At 62.8% G+C, this 13,935-nt stretch carries 16 protein-coding genes and 1 tRNA gene; 10 read left to right on the forward strand and 7 right to left on the reverse strand.

Translation table 11 applies throughout. From position 1 onward, the window contains the following. Positions 1-28 precede the first annotated feature (28 nt). The gene (locus tag NIT7645_RS10245) at positions 29-1,282 is read right to left on the reverse strand and encodes an ABC transporter substrate-binding protein (protein WP_050686951.1); all 1,254 of its coding nucleotides are present in this window, start codon (positions 1,280-1,282) and stop codon (positions 29-31) included. 15 nt (positions 1,283-1,297) lie between these two features. Further along, positions 1,298-2,206, reverse strand: a complete 909-nt coding sequence (locus NIT7645_RS10250) for an N-acetylmuramic acid 6-phosphate etherase (protein ID WP_050686953.1) — start codon at positions 2,204-2,206, stop codon at positions 1,298-1,300. Positions 2,207-2,374: 168 nt separating this feature from the next. Here NIT7645_RS10250 and NIT7645_RS10255 point away from each other — a divergent pair, with 168 nt between their 5' ends. The 7 genes from NIT7645_RS10255 to NIT7645_RS19415 all read left to right on the forward strand — a co-directional run bounded on the left by NIT7645_RS10255 (position 2,375) and on the right by NIT7645_RS19415 (position 8,359). Continuing rightward, on the forward strand, positions 2,375-3,265 hold the full coding sequence (locus NIT7645_RS10255) for a glucosamine kinase nucleotide-binding domain-containing protein (protein ID WP_050686955.1): 891 nt from the start codon (positions 2,375-2,377) through the stop codon (positions 3,263-3,265). Further along, positions 3,262-4,017, forward strand: a complete 756-nt coding sequence (locus NIT7645_RS10260; RefSeq protein WP_008560113.1) for a GntR family transcriptional regulator — start codon at positions 3,262-3,264, stop codon at positions 4,015-4,017. The genes NIT7645_RS10255 and NIT7645_RS10260 overlap by 4 nt, the downstream gene beginning before the upstream one ends. Before the next feature lie 29 nt (positions 4,018-4,046). Continuing rightward, entirely contained in the window at positions 4,047-5,075 is a 1,029-nt protein-coding gene (locus NIT7645_RS10265; protein ID WP_050687103.1) for an SIS domain-containing protein, read from the forward strand. Beyond that, complete coding sequence (gene nagA / locus NIT7645_RS10270) at positions 5,072-6,205, forward strand: N-acetylglucosamine-6-phosphate deacetylase (RefSeq protein ID WP_050686957.1); 1,134 nt, start codon at positions 5,072-5,074, stop codon at positions 6,203-6,205. Before NIT7645_RS10265 ends, nagA begins: the two co-directional genes overlap by 4 nt. A 201-nt stretch (positions 6,206-6,406) precedes the next feature. After that, positions 6,407-6,991: a YceI family protein gene (locus tag NIT7645_RS10275; protein WP_050686959.1), complete on the forward strand. Its 585-nt coding sequence runs from the start codon at positions 6,407-6,409 to the stop codon at positions 6,989-6,991. A 53-nt stretch (positions 6,992-7,044) separates the two neighbouring features. Beyond that, positions 7,045-7,581 (forward strand): RNA polymerase sigma factor, encoded by a 537-nt coding sequence (locus tag NIT7645_RS10280; RefSeq protein ID WP_046212197.1) that lies wholly within the window; start codon positions 7,045-7,047, stop codon positions 7,579-7,581. Beyond that, complete coding sequence (locus NIT7645_RS19415) at positions 7,571-8,359, forward strand: anti-sigma factor family protein (protein ID WP_050686961.1); 789 nt, start codon at positions 7,571-7,573, stop codon at positions 8,357-8,359. Before NIT7645_RS10280 ends, NIT7645_RS19415 begins: the two co-directional genes overlap by 11 nt. 196 nt (positions 8,360-8,555) lie before the next feature. On the opposite strand, the gene NIT7645_RS10290 is transcribed toward NIT7645_RS19415, so the two are convergent. Beyond that, positions 8,556-8,936: a VOC family protein gene (locus NIT7645_RS10290; protein WP_050686963.1), complete on the reverse strand. Its 381-nt coding sequence runs from the start codon at positions 8,934-8,936 to the stop codon at positions 8,556-8,558. 39 nt (positions 8,937-8,975) lie between these two features. Between NIT7645_RS10290 and NIT7645_RS10295 the strand changes: the two genes are divergently transcribed. Next, positions 8,976-9,518, forward strand: coding sequence for a winged helix-turn-helix transcriptional regulator (locus NIT7645_RS10295; protein ID WP_050686965.1), 543 nt, complete (start codon positions 8,976-8,978; stop codon positions 9,516-9,518). A gap of 130 nt (positions 9,519-9,648) precedes the next feature. Here the strand turns inward: NIT7645_RS10295 and NIT7645_RS10300 are convergent. Both NIT7645_RS10300 and NIT7645_RS10305 read right to left on the reverse strand, forming a co-directional pair. Next, positions 9,649-9,724: transfer RNA gene (locus NIT7645_RS10300), tRNA-Ala, on the reverse strand. Positions 9,725-9,920: 196 nt separating this feature from the next. Next, positions 9,921-10,247 carry a TIGR02300 family protein gene (locus tag NIT7645_RS10305; RefSeq protein ID WP_046211815.1) on the reverse strand — a complete coding sequence of 109 codons (327 nt, stop codon included), beginning with the start codon at positions 10,245-10,247 and terminating at the stop codon, positions 9,921-9,923. Between the two features lie 99 nt (positions 10,248-10,346). On the opposite strand from NIT7645_RS10305, the gene NIT7645_RS10310 reads away from it, so the two are divergent. Together NIT7645_RS10310 and NIT7645_RS10315 are read left to right on the forward strand one after the other, a co-directional pair. Beyond that, the gene (locus tag NIT7645_RS10310; protein WP_050687105.1) at positions 10,347-11,039 is read left to right on the forward strand and encodes a M48 family metallopeptidase; all 693 of its coding nucleotides are present in this window, start codon (positions 10,347-10,349) and stop codon (positions 11,037-11,039) included. 70 nt (positions 11,040-11,109) lie between these two features. Continuing rightward, entirely contained in the window at positions 11,110-11,766 is a 657-nt protein-coding gene (locus NIT7645_RS10315; RefSeq protein WP_037303060.1) for a GntR family transcriptional regulator, read from the forward strand. Here the strand turns inward: NIT7645_RS10315 and NIT7645_RS10320 are convergent. Further along, positions 11,763-12,701: a DUF1206 domain-containing protein gene (locus NIT7645_RS10320; RefSeq protein ID WP_242656121.1), complete on the reverse strand. Its 939-nt coding sequence runs from the start codon at positions 12,699-12,701 to the stop codon at positions 11,763-11,765. The two genes, NIT7645_RS10315 and NIT7645_RS10320, sit on opposite strands and share 4 nt — an antisense overlap. A 154-nt stretch (positions 12,702-12,855) precedes the next feature. Continuing rightward, entirely contained in the window at positions 12,856-13,818 is a 963-nt protein-coding gene (locus NIT7645_RS10325; protein ID WP_050686967.1) for an acetyl-CoA carboxylase carboxyltransferase subunit alpha, read from the reverse strand. Positions 13,819-13,935 lie beyond the last annotated feature (117 nt).

Raw genomic sequence — 13,935 nt, forward strand, 5'->3', positions numbered from 1 at the left:
CCGCCCGGAGACAATTGCAGCGCAGGGGTTACTGCTGCGGTGCGTACCAGCTGGCCAGGCCATCCTGCAGCTTGGCACCCAGCTCTTCAGGCGAGGCCGTGCCCTTGATGGCAGCGACAGATGCGCCCCAGGTCTCGTTTTCGAGGTTCGGCGTGCCGCGGGACAGGATCTGATAGGTGGAGCGGATGGTGCTTTCACACTCGCCACGCCAGCTGACGAATTCCTTGGCTAGCGGATCGGCCAGTTCGACAGGTTCCTTGGACAGCGGGAAGAAGCCGGGCAGGGCGTTCCCGAAGATCGACGCAAATTCCGGCGAGCCGACCCATGCAAGGAAGGTCTTTGCGGCCTCAGGATGGTCGGTGGCTGCATTCATGCCGATGCCGATATCGGTGTGGTCAGAGATATAGCAGGTGTCGCCTGCATTCTGGACCGGCGGTTTGAAGGCGCCCATCTGGAAATCGGCCTGGGTGTTGAAGCCCGAAATCTCCCACGAGCCCGCGGGGTAGATGGCGGCGCGACCAAGGGTGAACAGGTTCTGGCTGTCCGGATAGGTCTGCGCCTCATAGCCATCGCCGAGATACGGCGCCCATTTGGCAAGGGTCGCATAGGGGGCGGTCCAGGCCTCGTCGGTCAGTTTCTGCTCACCTGCGATCAGAGCCCGGCGGCCTTCTTCGCCTTTCCAGTAGTTCGGGCCGATGTTGTTGTAGCCCATCGTGGCGGCTTCCCACTGGTCGTTGGTGCCCATCGCCATCGGGATATACGTGCCGTCTTCGCGGATCTTGTCCAGCGCGGCAAAAAACTCTGCTTCGGTCTCGGGGGCGTCGATGCCGAGTTCGGCAAAGGCATCGGCGTTGTAGATGAACCCGTGGATCACCGAAGCCATCGGCACGCAGAAGCTGGCGGAGCCATCATCGGTCTGCCAGGCGGATTTGGCCACGTCGGAGAAGTTGTTCATCGCCTCCATGTCGTCGAGATCGGCCAGGTGGCCTGCTTCGAACAGGGCGAGAGAGGCATCAAAGGGGCGGCAGGTGATCAGATCGCCCGCAGAGCCCGCATCAAGTTTGGAGTTGAGCACCGCGTTATATTCCGCAGGGGCGGAGGGGGTGAATTTCACCTTGATGCCGGGGTGTTTTGCTTCGAAGGCGGGGATGATCTTGTCCTGCCACAGGGTCAGGTCGTCGTTGCGCCAGCTTTCGATGGTGAGCGTCACATCCTCGGCCCAGGCCGCGGTTGCCGTCAGCGCCGTTGTTGTCAGCGCAATGGTAAGAGACTTTCGTAGCATTATTTCCTCCCAAGGTTAGTCTGTTTTGTTTTGTCTTTTCGGTAGTTCCAAAAGCGCGGGGCGCAGCCGCCCGGCGCTGTCTTGCAACAGAGTGAGCGCATGCCCGACAGAGGTGGCGCCCGCGCAGATCAGCACTGCGGGCTTTACCGCGCCACCGGTCTGATCCAGGGCGATTTGCGCGTCGGTCGCGCTTGCGCCGGTGATCCGGCTGACGATGCCGACGGCGCGGGCGCGCAGTTTGCTGTTGTCTGCGCGCAGGTTCACCATCATGCCGTCATGGACATGGCCCAGCTCAACCGCCATCAGGCTGGACAGCATGTTGAGTGCGATTTTCTGGGCCGTGCCGGCGCCCATTCGCGTCGAGCCGGAAATCAGCTCTGCCGGGGTTGCAAGCGCGATGGCATGGTCTGCCTGCTCCAGAAGGGGGCTGCCGGGATTGTTTGCGATGCCGATCAATGCGGCCCCCGCGGCCCTCGCCAGGCGCGCGGCTTCCAGTGTGAAGGGGGTGGTGCCGCTGGCGGATACGGCAATCACCGTGTCCTGCGGACGCAGCTGTGCGAGCTGTTCCGAGAGGCCGTGGATGTCATCCTCTGTGTCACCGGGCATATGAGCGGATTGGGGAAGGCCGCCGGCCATCAGAATGTGGATGCGGCTTTCATCAATGCTGAAGGTACCGCCCAGTTCCATTGCATCTGCTGCCGCCATCAGGCCGGAGGAGCCCGCCGCGACATAATAGAGCGATCCGTCAGAGGTGAGGCTGCGCGCCATTGCGCTGGCGCCGCTGCAGATGGCGGAGATGGCCTGCTGGGGCGCTTTTGCGGCCTCTCTCTGCCCCTTGGCTAGGGCGCGGGCGGCGTCTTTCAGCGTGGCATCGCTCAGCTTGTGCGCATCCGGGTGCACTTGCTCTGTGGTGTGTGGCAGCACGGTTTCTCTCCTCGTTGGCCAAAAGCATACCTATACAGTACCATTTGTCTACAAATATTTTTTGAAGCGCAATTGGTTGGTGAAAACAGGCTATTAGGTCTGGTTTTGGAGTGCATTGGACTGGTTTTGGTATTTACACGAGGGTGGTGGATGCGTATAGGTGTGGTCATGAACCTGCCATATCCTCATCCAATCCTTTCCCCCGTGGTCGCCGTTGACGGTGGCGGAACAACCTGTCGGATCGCCTGCGTTAGTGCGCAGGGGCGATGTGTCGTTGAGGTTGGCCCAGCCAATGTAAGCAGTGACTACGATGGTGCCCTTGGCCGTCTTCGTGACGGAATTGCCGAGCTGGCGAGCCATGTGACCGGCGGCGCAGAGGCGCTGTACGGGGCGCCTGCGTATCTTGGTCTGGCCGGTGTTGCGAGCCCGCGAATCGCCGCCCGCGTTGCGGCGGATCTGCCGTTTCAGGTCGTGCGGGTGGAAGATGATCGCCATCCTGCCCTGGCGGGTGCGCATGGCGACGCAAACGGGGCGATTGCCCATTGTGGCACCGGATCGTTTCTGGCCTTGCAAGCGGGTGAGGCGCGTCGCTTTGCCGGAGGGTGGGGGCCTGTTCTGGGTGACGAGGCGTCGGCGCAGTGGATTGGTCGCCGGGCCCTTGCGGTGGCGCTGAACGCCCATGACGGCCTTGCGGAGCAAAGCGATCTGACCCGACGCCTGCTTGCGGATTATGACGGCACGGGCGGCATCGTTGCCTTTGCCGCTGAGGCCCCGCCACATGAGCTGGGTCAGATCGCGCGGCGGGTGACTGCGGCTGCGCAGGCCGGGGATGTGGCCGGCCAAGGGTTGATGCGGGAGGGCGCGGGCTATCTGTGGCAGGCGCTGGGCGCGATGGGATGGACACCGCAGATGGCGTTGTGCCTGACGGGCGGGATTGGTCCGCTATATGCGCCCTATCTCCCACCAGAGGCGCAGGCTGCGATTGTTGCGCCCAAGGGGGCGCCGATCGAGGGTGCGATTGCGCTGGCTTACGCGCTTCAGAAGGAGCAGACACAATGAATGCGGCGGCGTTTCTTTCCCCTGATGAGTGGCTCGAAACCAGCGGTGGGCCGCGATACGTGCGTCTGCGGCAGAGGCTGGAGCAGGGAATAGAGGATGGCGTTCTGCCGCCCAACTCTTCGTTGCCGCCAGAACGCGAAATCGCCGATATCACCGGTCTGTCCCGCGCCACCGTGCGCAAAGCGATTCAGGAGCTGGTCAAGCAGGGGGCGATTGTGCAGCGGCAGGGGTCCGGCTCTTTCGTGCGGGATGCGGCGCCGCGGCTTGAGCAGTCGCTGTCGCATCTGACGTCCTTTACCGAGGACATGCGCCATCGCGGGATGGAGACCAGTTCCAAGTGGTTGGAGCGGGGCGTCTTTCTGCCGTCCGCCGAGGAAATAGAGGTGCTGGGCCTGCCTGCGGATGGGCAGGTGGCGCGGATCTGTCGCCTGCGCGAGGCGGGGGGGAGGCCGATGGCGGTTGAGCGGGCCTCGCTGCCGCTGGATATCCTGCCCAACCCGCTGGCGGTGCGCGATTCTCTGTACGATCTGCTTGGCGAAAGCGGCAGCAGGCCAGTGCGCGCAATTCAAAAGATTTCAGCCGTCAACCTGGCGGAAGAAGATGCGACCCTCTTGGGGGTTGCCGAGGGTGTGGCCGGGCTCAGCATTCAGCGGATCTCATATCTTGAGAGCGGCCGCGTGGCTGAGTTCACCAGATCCAATTATCGCGGTGATGCCTACGATTTCGTGGCAGAGCTGCGGCTGACACCGTGATCCGGACACCTGATGGAAAGGCTGCCACGATGACCCCGAACTCCACCCTGATGCGTCAGGAAATCGAAGAAATCCCTGTCGCCGTTGAGCGTCTGTTGACCAAGGGCACCGATGCGCTGGCTGCGGCTGTGGCTGTTGCTGGGCGGGAGGGGCCGCGGTTCGTGATCTCTGCGGCGCGCGGCTCGTCCGACCATGCCTGCACCTATCTGAAATACGCAAGCGAGCTGCTGCTTGGCCTGCCTATGGCCTCGGTTGGCCCGTCTGTCGCCTCTGTCTATGGGGCCGAGTTGAAGGCTGCGGGCGCGTTGTGCCTGTCGGTGTCCCAGTCCGGCCAGAGCCCGGACATCGTGCAGCTGACCAAGAGCGCGCGCGCCTCTGGCGCCAGTACGGTGGCGATAACCAATGATCCGACTTCGCCGCTTGCTCTGGCGGCTGAGGCGGCGCTGCCGCTGCATGCGGGACCAGAACGCAGTGTGGCGGCGACCAAGACCTTTGTCACCTCGCTGGTGGCTGGCCTGTGGTTGCTGGCAGAACTGAAAGGCGATGGCGATTTGTTGGCGGCTTTGCGCAGCTTGCCCGAGCATCTCGACAAGGCCACGCGGTGTGATTGGAGCGCCGCTGCCCAGGCGGTCACGCAAAGTTCGCTGTTCACGCTGGGGCGGGGGCCGAGCATGGCGATTTCCAATGAGGCGGCGCTGAAGTTCAAGGAAACCTGCCAGATCCATGCCGAGAGCTATTCCTCGGCCGAGGTGCTGCATGGGCCGGTGTCGATTGTGGCGGGTGGCTTTCCGGTGATTGCCTTTGCTGCCAAGGATGCGGCAGAGCCGCTGTTGGCGGAGGTCGCTGATACGCTGGCGGCCAAGGGCGCGCGGGTGTTTGCGACCAGCCCGCTGGTCAAGACCGCGCAAGAGCTGCCCCATGTCAGGACCGATCACTGGCTGACTGACCCGGTGGCGGCCATCGTCTCGTTCTATGCGATGGTTGAGCAGGTCGCGGTGCAGCGCGGGATCAACCCGGATGCGCCCCGCCATCTGCGCAAAGTGACGGAAACGGTATGAGCGGCCCGGCAACCATCTATCACGGTGGATCCGTCTTTGACGGTGTGGCCTTGCAAGAGGGGCTTGGCCTGCGCGTCGAGCAGGGGGGCGTGGCCGCGATCGGACCTGTGGCCAGCCTTGGCGCGGGAGAGAGGGTGGATCTGGGCGGTGACATTCTGGCGCCGGGCTTTGTGGATCTGCAGGTGAATGGCGGCGGCGGGGTCATGTTCAATGATGATCCATCGGTTGATACGCTGCGTCGGATTGCCCTGGCCCATCGCGGGCTTGGCGCGACGGCGATTCTGCCAACCCTGATCACGGACGCGCGGGAGAAGACCGTTGCTGCGATTGCGGCCGCCAAGGCCGCGATTGCTGCGGGAGTGCCGGGGATTGCCGGGCTGCATCTGGAGGGGCCGCATCTGTCGGTGGCACGGAAGGGCGCGCATGACGCCGCGCTGATCCGTCCGATGGAAGAGGCGGATCTTGCGGCATTGATTCCGGCTGCGCAGGACTTGCCTGCGCTGATGCTGACGCTTGCGCCGGAGAACGCCACCACGGATCAGGTCAGGGCGTTGGTTGCAGCCGGGGCTGTGGTGTCATTGGGGCATACGGACGCCGGGTTTGCGACCTGCCTCAGATATGCCGAGGCGGGCGCGCGTTGCGCCACCCATCTGTTCAACGCCATGAGCCAGCTTGGCAATCGCGAGCCGGGTCTTGTGGGGGCTGTTCTGGCCAGTGGTGATCTGAGCGCGGGTCTGATTGCCGATGCGATCCATGTTCACCCCGAAGCCATGCGCGCGGCCTGGGCTGCAAAGCGGGGACCGGGGAAGATCTTTCTTGTGAGTGACGCGATGGCGCCTGCGGGAACAGATCAGACCGCGTTTGAGCTGGAAGGCCGGCAGATCTGCCGTGTGGACGGCCGACTGACGCTGGCCGATGGCACATTGGCCGGGGCGGATCTGGATCTGACCACGGCGCTGCGGGTGCTGCACCACCAGGTCGGCGTGCCGTTGGAACAGGCGCTGGCGGCAGCGACGCGTGTCCCGGCCGAACTGATGGGGCTGGCGGGGCTGGGGCGGCTCTGTCCCGGTGTGACCAGCCCGCTGATCCGGATATCGGCTGACCTTTCTGGGGTCGACGTCCTGTCCTGAGCGCGCAGGGTGGCGTTTGCCGCCTGCGCTCTCCCTCTCCCAGATGTGAGCGAACGTGCAGCCACATGCCTGGCTGGATCGGGCATGGTGCAAGTGTTCGCAAAAAATGCAGGGGCGGACAAAAAAGTTCAGATGGATTCCGGCGCTGGCGCGTTGTGTTTCATAGGAACGTTTTTGTTCTGGTCTCTTGGGAGAAGGCACATGAAGAAATTGTTGGCATGCGTAGCGGCCTGTGTGGTGTCAGCCGGCGCCGCCTTTGCGGGCGGGCACAGCGTCTGGTCTGCGGTTGAGGATCAGTCGCGGGTGGCATTCGGCTCTATCAAGGGCAATGACTATGGCGAGGTGCATCATTTCACCTCTGTCGCCGGAACGGTTGGCGAAGATGGCGCTGTCACCATCAGCATTGATCTCGGCTCTGTCGAGACGAACATCGACATCCGAAACAAACGCATGATCGAACATGTCTTTCGCGCGGCTGCCCCGACTGCGGTGCTGAGCGGTTCGGTCGAGCTGGATGATTTCGAAGGTCTGGCGGTGGGCGATACCGCGTTGACCGATTTTGAGGGTGTGCTGAGTTTCGCCGGGGTGGAGGCGGATGTCGAAGCCGAGATGCTGGTCGCGCGGCTGGGCGAGGACAAGGTGCTGGTGACGACGGCCGATTTTATCGTTCTGTCCACGGATGATCTGGGCATTGATGCGGGCATCGACACGCTGAAGGAGCTCGCAAGTCTCGACAGTATCACCCGCGCTGTTCCCGTCACGGTCCGCATGGTGTTTCAGAAATGAGCCTGCGCCCGACCCCTGATCTGACAGATTCTGGCAGAGGGTGAGGTCGGGCGATGGTGTCTTTTTTCAGGCGTAAACCTTCTGATGCGGCTGTACGCGAGGGGCTGAGCCAGGTGTTCCCGCGGGTCTGGCGATATGCGCTCAGCCTTACGGGATCACGACCAGAGGCCGACGATCTGGCGCAAGCGGCCTGTTTGCGGGCGATGGAGCGGGCCGACCAGTTTCAGCCGGACTCGCATCTGGACAGATGGGTGTTTCGCATTGCCCATAATCTGTGGGTGACAGAGGTGAGACACAGGCAGGTGCGCAGCGGCAATGGATTGGTCGGGATCGAGACGGCAGAGATCGTTGACCCCACTCAGGACAGTGACGTGCGGCAAGAACGGCGCGAACTGTTGCAGGCCGTCCTGCATCTGCCGGAGGTGCAGCGCCAGGCGGTGGTTCTGGTTTACGTCGAAGGCTATTCCTATCGGGATGCTGCCATGATCCTGGATGTTCCTGTCGGCACCCTGATGAGCCGGTTGGCGGCGGCGCGGGCCGTTCTGGCGCAGAAGTTCCGCACTGAGAAAGGGGGGCGGAATGCACGATAGATATTTCACGGACGAGGAACTGGTCGCCTATCTGGATGGGGAAACGGATTTCGCGCCCGTGGCAGAGATCACCGCCGTCCTGGCGCAGGATCCCGCGTTGCAGGCGCGGTTGGCGGCGTTGGAGATCGACAGGGCGGCGCTGGCCGAGGGGTTTGCGGACCTGCAGCCTGAGGCGGGCCTGCGGTCTGTTGCAGTGCTTTCCCCGGGTGCGCGACACGGCGGCTGGTCGGGTCAGATTGCAGACCCAGCCCCCCACGGCAGAGCGGGCCTGAGGTCGGGTTTCTGGGCTGGGGCGATTGCCGCCGCCTTGGTGGTGGGGGTGTTTCTGGGGGCCGCATTAAGCCCGTCGCGCGATGGTTGGGCAGAATATGTTGCCGCCTATCAGGCGCTTTACTCCAATAGCACGCTTGCCCATATCGATGTGCCAACCCCGTTGCAGCAGGCAGAGCTGGACCGGGTCGCGGCCTCTATCGGCAAGAGCATGTCGGTCGAACATTTGCAGATCTTTCCGGACGTGCGGTTTGCCCGCTCGCAGATCCTGAGCTTTGAGGGGCAGCCCCTGATCCAGCTTGCCTTTCTGACCAGCACGGGGGACCCGCTGGCGCTGTGCATCATGCGGGCCGAAGAGGGGGCAGAGCGCGCGCCAGAATTGCGCCGGATGGAGGGGTTGAGCGCGGCGTTGTGGCAGCAAGGCGGGTATCGCTACATCCTGATCGGCGGCGAGGATGACGCGCTGATTGGTCGAATGTCTGCCAGCCTTGCGGCAATGAATGTCTGAATGCTGATTTGGTTTGATCCGGGGATGTCATCCCTCCCCCGGATCAGGGCCCGCCGGGCCGGAGAGGTTTGCGCTGGGGGGCGCAGACCTCTCTTCTTTTTCAGTATTTGCCCTTGTTAGAGCCTGATGAACGCAGCCTGCGACCGGAAAGACCGTTGGCCGTCGCTCTGATGGTGTACTGATCTGGAGCTGCGCCTTATCCGTTCCCGCCTGTCAGATCCTGCGCGAGCATCAGCGCATTGCCGTCGGGGTCATAGAAGGTTGCGGTTTTGACCATGCCGTCGATGACCTCAGTGTCGCCGTCAAATTTCACCTCAGCCTGCTCCAGCTTGTGTCGGGCGGTGTCCAGATCGGCAATCCCAAAGACAGGCACGCAGTTTCCCGGCGCTGGCTTGGTGTGTTCACCGAACCCGATGACAACGCCCGGGGTGTTTGTCTGAACCTCGGACCAGCCCGCGTCATCTGCGTGATACAACAGCTCAAACCCGAGCATGGTTTCGTACCATTTCGCGCTTGCGTGGCGATCTGCAACGGACATGGCGATGGTGATGGTCTGATCAACGGAAATAAGGGACATGGGGTTTCCTATCTTTTAAAAATATACTAACTATACTTTATGGACATTGGATTGTTTGTCAACATCACCTCAAGGGCCTGGGCGATGCCCATCTTGTCGAGCCTGCATTCGGGTGTCGCGGGGCGGCAGGCGCCGCTTTTGGCGGCCACGGGGGCAGGGCGGACGGCCTTTGCGCAAAGTCTCGATCATCTGATTGAGCTGGGCCTTCTGGAGCGCAATCCGGGCTACGGGCATCCGTTGCGGCCAGAGTTCCGGCTGACGCCGCTGGGCAGGACGGTTGCAGCGATGGCTGACCGGGTGCGCGATGTTGCGGCAGAGGCCGATTGGCCCCTGTTGCGCCGATCCTGGACCTTGCCGGTTCTCGGCTCTCTGCATGAGGCGCGACATTTCACCGACATCAAGCAGCAGCTGCCAAACATTACCGACCGGGCATTGTCGCAGTCGCTGAAGGCGATGGAGGCGAAGAGTTGGGTTTTGCGCAGCGTTGATGGTACTGCCCGGCCGCCAAGATCGACTTATGAGGCTGTGAACACGGGCGGGCAGATCAGCCGGATCATCGCGCCTGAGATCGTTTTTGCCTAAGCGGGCCTGCGGTTGGCGGGGTGATCTGACATGCCGCGCGCGGATATGGCGGCCGGACCTGTTTGGCGCGCAAACGATAGGCAAGCTGATCCCAGGAAGGGGCTGGATTGAGTTTTCAGAGAAGGATGTTTGGTGGAGCCTAGCGGGATCGAACCGCTGACCTCCTGCATGCCATGCAGGCGCTCTCCCAGCTGAGCTAAGGCCCCGAACCAACCGCTCTGCGATGCTGCGTCGCGGTGTGTGACGGTGATTTACGGGACAGGGCGGCGGGCCGCAAGCGGAAAATGCATCCCTGTCACAATTTTTTTGACTTCCCATCCAGAGCGAGCGGAACACCGCGATCGAGAGGCAAAAGGGAGGTCCGGGGGAGGTGGTTAAACCTCCCCCAAGGGTCTGAAGACCTTAGGAATCGTCGTCTTCGGACGCGACGTCTGCGATCTCGTCGAGGGAGACGTTATCCTCGTCATCATCATCGTCCAGGACGTCGTCACCGAGGTCCATATCGACGTCATCTGCATCGTCCAGTACCACGTCATCGGCGTCGACGGTGTCTTTTGCCTTGCGGCTTGCGGCGTCCTCTGCGTCGGCTTCGATCATGCGGCTTTTGCCGCTGTCCAGTTCGACAACCTCACCGGTGTAGGGGCTGACGATCGGGTTCTTGTTCAGGTCGTAAAAACGTTTGCCGGTCGTCGGGCAAACGCGCTTTACACCCCATTCTTCCTTGGGCATGTGGATCCCCTTGATTTTCTGCTGAGTCGGTTCGACGATTCAGGTGCCTTGCCATATGCGCCGGGTGCTGTCAAAGCCTTTGCCAAAAGGGAGGCCTTCATGGCTGATCATCACCTGCCGGGAGATCCGCCGGTTCCGCTGACGCTGCGCCGCTCTGCGCGGGCGCGCCGGATCAGCCTGCGCATCTCAGGGCTGGATGGACGGGTGACGCTGACCCTGCCGACGCGGGTGCCGGACCGTGAGGCGCTGGCCTTTGCCCGGGAAAAGGAAAGCTGGATCCGCAGCCATCTGGCAGGACGGCCCGAGGCGGTTGCCGTGACCTTTGGTGCGGTGCTGCCCATTGATGGTCAGCCCCGTCGGATCGTCGCGGGATCTGGTCGCCGCATCCTGTTGCAGGATGGCGCGTTGATGGTGCCCGATCTACGCAGCGATGCCGGTCCTGGCCGTCGCATTCAGCGGTACTTGCAGGAACTGGCCCGCGATCGGCTGGCAGAGGCATCAGACCGCTATTCTGCCGCTTTGGGGCGGCCTTACAGCCGGATCACGCTCCGCGATACGCGGTCGCGCTGGGGGTCCTGTTCTTCGGAAGGGGCGTTGATGTATTCTTGGCGGCTCATACTCGCGCCGCCTGAAGTGCTGCGTTACGTGGCCGCGCATGAGGTTGCCCATCTGCAGGAGATGAACCACTCGCAGGCCTTTTGGGATCTCGTGCAGGGGTTATATGGCAACTATGACGGGGCCCGGGGCTGGCTGCGCAGTGAAGGCAATCATCTGCACCGCTTTCGGTTCTGAGGCGCAGATTGTCGCCGGGGTGTCGCCGTTTTGATTGACGGGCCGCTGTTTTGTGATCACAACCGCTGTCATGTCTATGCCTGCTCGCCCTGCCGCCGAACTGTCCACCGGATCTGCCCATGATCGGGTGTATCGCGCGTTGCGGACGCGGATCATGCATGGCGAATTGGCGCCCGGCGCGGCCCTGACGTTGCGCGGGATCGGCAAGGAGTTTGATGTCTCGATGACGCCCGCGCGCGAATCGGTCCGTCGGCTGGTCGCAGAAGGGGCGCTGTTTCTGTCGACGTCGGGGCGCGTGTCCACGCCTGAGCTGACCAACGAGCGGATTGAGGAGCTGGCCGCCCTGCGCGCGCTGCTTGAGGTGGAGCTGGCCAGCCGTGCGCTGCCGCGGGCGCATATGGCGTTGATTGACCGGCTCCAGAGCATCAATTCGAATGTGGCCGAGATGATCTCGAAACGGGATGCGGTGGGCTATCTTCGCACCAATCTGGAATTTCACCGCACCCTGTATCTGCGGGCGCAGGCGCCTGCCATGCTGGCGATGGCGGAAACTGTATGGCTGCAGCTGGGGCCGACCATGCGCGCGCTTTATGGTCGGCTGCGTCGGACGGAACCACCGCAGAATCACAAGTTGATCATTGCAGCGCTGAAGGCCGGAGATGAGCCCGGCCTGCGGCTGGCAGTTCGCTCTGACGTGACGCAGGGGCTGCGTCTTTTGGCGGGTTAACCGCTGCTCAATGCGTCGCGCAGCGTTTGCGTGCCGCGATCGCTGGCCTTGGGCACGATGCGGTAAAGCGCGTTGACGGCACAAAAGAGCGAAAACCCGAGCAGGCCCAGGCAAAGGCTGGTGACAAGGATCTGGCCGAACATCTGTTCGCGCAGCCAGTCAAAGACACTGCCGATCCCTTCGGGATTTTCTGCCGAGGCCGACAGCGCAGCCTGCAGGATCAGCAGCCCGATGATGCCGATCACCGCACCATTTGCGGCCACGCCGATCTTGAGCAGCGTATTGAGCCGCAGCGTGATCTGATTGCCGCGCAGGTGGTTGCGGTAGCCCTCGCTCCAGGCCTTGTGCAGGTAGTATCCCCCCGCTCCAAGTGTCAGCAGGCCGACCACTGCCAGGATTGCTGTCCCGGCCGAAGACGCGGCGGCGTCCGTGATGCCGCTGCCAGAACCCGAGCGGCTGCCGATCAGAACGGTCAGAGCAAGGCCAGCCATCGCCAGGTGCACCAGACCCGTCACAATCATGCCTGCGCGGGCGATCATGCCCTTGAGGCCCGATCCATAGGCTTCGAGATCCCAGACGCTGTCCACGACCCGCCATAGCGCATAGGCCGAGAGGCCGAGGATGATCAGCAGCAGCACCGCGAGGCCAATCCCGTCGTCCAGCCAGCGTAGCGCATCCGTCGTGCTGTTGGCCTCGCCGCCCTGCCAGATCGACCAGAGCGAAGTGCCCGCGACCGTCAGATACACCAGCGCACGGCCCGCGTAACCTGCGCGCATGATTGGCACGGCCCAGGAAAAATCATCCGGATTGATCTGGTCGAGGATCTCGTCGCGTGTCGACTGCGAGGGCAGGGCGCGTCCGGCGAGGCCCTTCGCGGTCGACGCGTTGGCAAATGTTGCGGTGTTTTGGTGATCTCGGGTCTGATGATCCGGCATTGGTACGCTCCTGACGCGGTAGGGGGCAGGTGTGAGATCAATGCGCAGGCCTGTCCAAATGTTCCCTTTCCTGCGTGCCCTTCCAAGGGCGCAACAGCAAAAACCCCGGCGCTGGGGCCGGGGTTTCGCAATCAGATCATGGGGTTGGTTGGCTTCAGGCGGGCAGGCCCTTGGAGCCAATCGCCAGGAACTTCTGACGACGGTCCTTGACCAGTTCCGCGGCGTCCTTGCCGCTCAGCTCCTTGAGCATTTCAGCCAGCGCTGCGCGAACCGCAGAGAAAGCGGAATCCGCATCGCGGTGCGCCCCGCCGAGCGGTTCAGGGATCACCCGATCAACCACGGCGAGTTCGCGGAGGTTCTGCGCCGTCAGGCGAAGCGCCTCGGCTGCTTCGCGCATCTTTTCGGCGTCTTTCCACAGAATGGAGGCGCAGCCTTCGGGCGAAATCACCGAGTAGATGGAGTGTTCCAGCATGGCAACGCGGTTGGCGGTTGCGAAGGCAACGGCGCCACCAGAGCCACCCTCGCCGATGATGATGGAGATCAGCGGCACGCCGATCTTGAGGCACATCTCGGTCGAGCGCGCGATGGCCTCGGATTGGCCGCGCTCTTCTGCGCCCTTACCGGGATAGGCGCCAGCGGTATCCACGAGGGTCACGACTGGCAGGCCGAACCGGCCGGCCATCTCCATCAGGCGGATCGCCTTGCGGTAGCCTTCGGGGCGGGCCATGCCAAAGTTATGGGCAATGCGGGCCTTGGTGTCAGAGCCCTTTTCATGGCCGATCACCACAACCGGCTGGTCGTTGAAACGGGCCAGGCCACCCATGACGGCGAGGTCATCCGCAAAGTTGCGGTCCCCAGCCAGAGGGGTGTATTCGGTGAACAGCGCGTCAATGTAGTCGCGGCAATGGGGCCGCTCTGGGTGACGGGCAACCTGGCATTTGCGCCAGGGGGTCAGATCCTTGTAGAGGTCCACCAGCAGCTGAGCCGCCTTGGCGTCCAGAGCGGCAGCTTCTTCGGCTACATCCATCTCTTCATTGGCACGGGCCAGCGCGCGCAGCTCTTCTGCTTTGCCTTCGATCTCGGCCAGCGGTTTTTCAAAGTCCAGGTACTGGGTCATGTCGTCTCACTCGGGCGGTTTGACCGATATATGGCCTTACGCGGCGGTAGATGCAACTCAGCAAGATTTGTGAACAGCTGCTATGGCACTCAAAGACCAGCAGAAGAGGACCAATTT

The sequence above is a fragment of the Phaeobacter italicus genome, assembly GCF_001258055.1.
In the GTDB taxonomy this organism is placed as follows: domain Bacteria; phylum Pseudomonadota; class Alphaproteobacteria; order Rhodobacterales; family Rhodobacteraceae; genus Phaeobacter; species Phaeobacter italicus.

What these genes read in the sequence shown, in the direction of transcription:
- NIT7645_RS10315 (WP_037303060.1), top strand. Translation starts at nt 11,110, where the DNA reads ATGTCTATGCCTGCTCGCCCTGCCGCCGAACTGTCCACCGGATCTGCC.
- NIT7645_RS10320 (WP_242656121.1), bottom strand. Translation starts at nt 12,701, where the DNA reads ATGCCGGATCATCAGACCCGAGATCACCAAAACACCGCAACATTTGCC.
- NIT7645_RS10325 (WP_050686967.1), bottom strand. Translation starts at nt 13,818, where the DNA reads ATGACCCAGTACCTGGACTTTGAAAAACCGCTGGCCGAGATCGAAGGC.
- NIT7645_RS10245 (WP_050686951.1), bottom strand. Translation starts at nt 1,282, where the DNA reads ATGCTACGAAAGTCTCTTACCATTGCGCTGACAACAACGGCGCTGACG.
- NIT7645_RS10265 (WP_050687103.1), top strand. Translation starts at nt 4,047, where the DNA reads ATGACCCCGAACTCCACCCTGATGCGTCAGGAAATCGAAGAAATCCCT.
- NIT7645_RS10260 (WP_008560113.1), top strand. Translation starts at nt 3,262, where the DNA reads ATGAATGCGGCGGCGTTTCTTTCCCCTGATGAGTGGCTCGAAACCAGC.
- NIT7645_RS10255 (WP_050686955.1), top strand. Translation starts at nt 2,375, where the DNA reads ATGAACCTGCCATATCCTCATCCAATCCTTTCCCCCGTGGTCGCCGTT.
- NIT7645_RS10275 (WP_050686959.1), top strand. Translation starts at nt 6,407, where the DNA reads ATGAAGAAATTGTTGGCATGCGTAGCGGCCTGTGTGGTGTCAGCCGGC.
- NIT7645_RS19415 (WP_050686961.1), top strand. Translation starts at nt 7,571, where the DNA reads ATGCACGATAGATATTTCACGGACGAGGAACTGGTCGCCTATCTGGAT.
- NIT7645_RS10295 (WP_050686965.1), top strand. Translation starts at nt 8,976, where the DNA reads ATGGACATTGGATTGTTTGTCAACATCACCTCAAGGGCCTGGGCGATG.
- NIT7645_RS10280 (WP_046212197.1), top strand. Translation starts at nt 7,045, where the DNA reads ATGGTGTCTTTTTTCAGGCGTAAACCTTCTGATGCGGCTGTACGCGAG.
- nagA (WP_050686957.1), top strand. Translation starts at nt 5,072, where the DNA reads ATGAGCGGCCCGGCAACCATCTATCACGGTGGATCCGTCTTTGACGGT.
- NIT7645_RS10305 (WP_046211815.1), bottom strand. Translation starts at nt 10,247, where the DNA reads ATGCCCAAGGAAGAATGGGGTGTAAAGCGCGTTTGCCCGACGACCGGC.
- NIT7645_RS10310 (WP_050687105.1), top strand. Translation starts at nt 10,347, where the DNA reads ATGGCTGATCATCACCTGCCGGGAGATCCGCCGGTTCCGCTGACGCTG.
- NIT7645_RS10290 (WP_050686963.1), bottom strand. Translation starts at nt 8,936, where the DNA reads ATGTCCCTTATTTCCGTTGATCAGACCATCACCATCGCCATGTCCGTT.